This window comes from Streptomyces soli (genome assembly GCF_003999195.1).
GTDB classification, from domain to species: domain Bacteria; phylum Actinomycetota; class Actinomycetes; order Streptomycetales; family Streptomycetaceae; genus Actinacidiphila; species Actinacidiphila soli.
On record NZ_RJVR01000403.1, the window covers coordinates 1 to 3,811 of the forward strand.

General features: G+C 64.5%; 1 protein-coding gene and 1 pseudogene. Both read left to right on the forward strand.

Annotation, left to right across the window (positions count from 1 at the left end):
• Positions 1-211: 211 nt before the first annotated feature.
• A complete protein-coding gene (locus tag EFK10_RS46535; protein WP_240677900.1) occupies positions 212-652 on the forward strand; it encodes a DUF6228 family protein in 441 nt (146 codons plus the stop codon).
• 634 nt (positions 653-1,286) lie between these two features.
• Positions 1,287-3,388 (forward strand): annotated as a pseudogene (locus tag EFK10_RS46540) (restriction endonuclease).
• The last annotated feature ends 423 nt before the right edge of the window (positions 3,389-3,811 follow it).

A 3,811-nucleotide genomic window follows, 5' to 3' on the forward strand; every position in this document is an offset into this window, starting at 1 on the left:
CACTTGACCACCCCGCCCCACCAGCCGCTGACCACCGGTCACCGGCCGTCACCCCACGCCAAGAACCGTCACACCGCGCGCTCGCACTGAATGTTTGCACCTCAGCGACCGTCCCGCCTGTTCGGGGTGGATCGTCCTGACCTGGCTCGCCATCTCCTTGGCAAGGGTCATAACGCCTGGCATCCTGCCTGCCGGGCTATAGCCTGCGCACATGCTTGGGGAAGACGATGAGAGCCGGGTTGTCCGCGTCGGCGGCGGGATCGAGTTGCGTTTCCACGAGCTGGCGCGTGCCTACCCGGACATCGTGGATGATCCAGTGCTGGACTTCCTGGTCACAGCGCGCAGCGAGTTGGTGAGCGTAGAGGTTTCGGTCCGAACACTGGACGGCGACGGTCTTGACGTTTTCCTGGCCGAGCTGGCGGAAGACTTCCGCGGATGGGAAGGTCTCCGAACCTGGCGATCACTGGAAGGTGACCTAACGCTCTCTGCGCGACACTCCGGGCGTTCCGTGTATCTGACCTGGGGCCTGCACGACCGTCCTCCGTCGGAAGAATGGCGCTTCGAAGTGACCACCGCTCATGCCCCGGGAGAGGACATGCGCAACCTCGCCGACGAGATCAGCCTCTTCCTGGAATCGGAGCCGCGACCGTAGGTCCGCGTTGCTGGCCCAGTGTCCGGGCCGGCAAGTCATACGGGGCCGATCGAATTCCTGAGGCGGGATTCCAGGCATGGCGCGTCAGTCGACGGGGCCGACGTGATGGACCGTCCGTCTCAGTTTCCGTCTCATTCGCCAACGTTCAGGAGTGTCCGCTGGTGCACGGCAGCGGCGCTGAACCAGACCGCCGAACTGCTTCGGACGCCGATGAACGTCCGTGCACAGCTTGCTGACGTGGACCAACAGACTTGGAAAGCGTGCACCTACGGCAACGCGGGCTCGCGCCTGGTCGATGGAAGCTCAGGCTGAGTGTCTAACTGCGCTACAATGGACCGTACTTAGACCTACGTCCACGGACATTGGGGGACTGTTCGCGCACCTTAACCCCAGGTGAGACCGCAGGTCGTGAAGGTACCCACATTGCTTCGGGACGAAGAGGCCGGATCCACACCCTGGCTGAGGCCCAAGTGAGGGGTTGCTTCCCTCGCTTGGGCCTCAGTCCGTTTCAGAGGTTGGAAGGGCCTCTGCCGACTCGTCGCCTTACGGACTAGAGTCGTCCCATTACCGCTGGTTGTGGGGCCAGCGCGCGGTTTGGGGGACGCCGAAGTCCCTAGGGGAGGGCCTGTACTGCATGAGTCGTCGCTCCAACGGGTTGATCGGTGTCTGGGCCGAGGCGCAGCGCCAGCAGCAACGGCAGCAGGAAGCGCAGCGTCGGGTGCGAACGCAGTATCAGCGTGAGCAGGAGCGACAGCAGCGGGCGTACGAACGTGATCTCGCCCGCAGTCAACGCGAACAGCAGGCTGCGTACAGGCAGCACAGGGAAGGGGACGCGAGGCGGCGGACAGAGGAGCTGGACGCGCGGGTCCTGGCCTTGACGAGCCTGTTGGCTGCTGGATGCCGGGCTCCGGAGTTCAGGACGGCGTTGCTCACTCGTACTGAACAGATTGAGGCATTCGCCCCCGGCCAACTCGCCTCCCCCGTCCCGATGCCGGACCCGAGCCAGTACCAGGCCCAGAGCGGCGGCTGGACGCTCGCGGCGAACCGCCGGGCTCAGGCGCAGGAAGAGGCGCGGGCACGGTTCGAGCGTGACTGGCAAGCAGCCCAGGCTGCGGAGGCCCAGCGTCAGCAGCAGTTGGCGGCGTACAGACAGCAGTACGACCGGTGGGCCAACGCTCAGCTGGCGGAGATTCGCCGGCACAACGCTGGCATCGAGGAGATGGCAGCAGGACTTCGCGATGGGCATCCCGACACGGCGGTGGAGTATTTTTCGGCGGCTCTGTACGCCTCCACAGCATGGCCGGAAGATCTGCCGCGTCAAGTGTCCGCCGGGTACGACTCGGCGGCACGCCAACTGGTACTGAATTGGGAGCTGCCGAAGTACGACATCGTTCCGGAGACGAAATCCGTGCGATACATGCCTACCGCCGATCAAGACAAGGAAACAGCCCGCCCTGCTGCGCAGCGCCGGGCGCTGTATCGGGACGTGCTCGCGCAGTGCGTTCTGCTGACTCTGCGCGAACTCTTCGCAGCGGATGAGTTCGGCGTACTTGATATTCGGTTGCGCTGAACGGTTTCGTGGACGACCACGACCCGGCGACCGGCAGACGAACCCATGTCTTCCTAGCCACTGTCATGGCTGCTCGCTCAGCCTTCGGCGGGCTGAATCTGAAGCAGGTGAATGCTGTGGACTGCCTGGTCGATGGGCTTCGGGGACAGCTGTCCACGCGTCCCGAGCAGCGCGCGGCGGTACGGCCGGGACGAATACCCAGCGATGTCGGGGGCGGCGTTGTCTCGCACGGAGACGAGGAGGAGCCGGATCTGTACGAGATGGATCCGATCGCGTTCGAGTCGCTCGTCGCGGATCTATTCCGTGCCATGGGGATGCAAGCAGTGATGACGCAGCGCTCGAACGACGGCGGAGTGGACGTCGACGCGATGGATCCGACACCGATCCGAGGCGGCAAGATCGTCGTGCAGGTGAAGCGGTACCGCAACACCGTGCCCCCGACGGCAGTTCGCGACTTGTACGGCACCGTTCAGGACGCCGGCGCCAACAAGGGTGTCCTGGTCACCACCTCCGGCTTCGGCCCTGGCTCGCATACGTTCGCCAACGGCAAGCCGCTAGAGTTGGTGTCGGGCGGCGAGTTGGTCGACCTGCTGCACCGCCACGGGCTACGAGGCCGGCTGGGCCACGGTGGGCACGGAGTGCACCCACGGCAGACAGCCCCGGATGCGGCCGACCTGAGTGCTGATCATAATGTCCTGGGCATGTCATGGTCGGGGAACGTTGCCTTGGACGTGTGCGCTCTGGTGTGCCATGGGAACCGCGTGTTGAGTGATGACCACTTCGTGTTTTTCAACAACCCCCGGACCCCTGATGGTTCGGTACGCGCGGTGACCAGCAAGTCGCCGGACAAAGCCGCGATTCGAGTGGCGTTTGATGCGTTGCCCACGAGAGCTGACCGGCTCGTCCTTGTCGCCGCAATCGATCCATCGGTCAATCCACAGGCAGACCTGTCCGGCTTCACCGACGCCAGTATCCGGCTGTTGGACACCTCTGGAGCTGAACTCGACCGCCTGCCTGTCTCCGATGGCCGCTCCGGTGAGACCGCCTTGGTTCTGGGTTCCTTCCGCCGTCGCGCCGGTGGCGACTGGGACTTCGTCATCGGAGGCAAAGGATACGCGGGTGGCCTTGAAGGGCTGGTCCAGGAGTACGGCATCAACGTGTCGTAGCTGGCGTGATCGCGGACTGGATTAGCGACAGGCGCCATCAGGTGTGACAGATGAGGCTATGACTGCGGTACAGCAGCAACGTACAGCAACCTCACCAACCGCAGCCGACCGTCACCAACCTCAGGCAACCGATTGACCAGCTGTAGAGACCTCAGCGACCGTGCCGCCTGTAGTTCGCATCGAGGAGTGTCGGCGGTCTCTGAACCTGGACCCCTTTGGGGTCGGTTACTTTTGACCCCGTCTGTTGGGTTGGTTCACCCGGTCGCCGCGCTCGGCGTGCGGCCGATGTCGCGGTCTTTGAGACGGTAGGAGTCTCCCTTCAAGGCCACCAACGGAACGCAGACGGTCTTGGCTGGACGGTGCGGGTCGGAGGGGCCGGTTGGATGGCAGGGGCGGCTCGGCCGGCGGGTCGTCGAGCGGGAT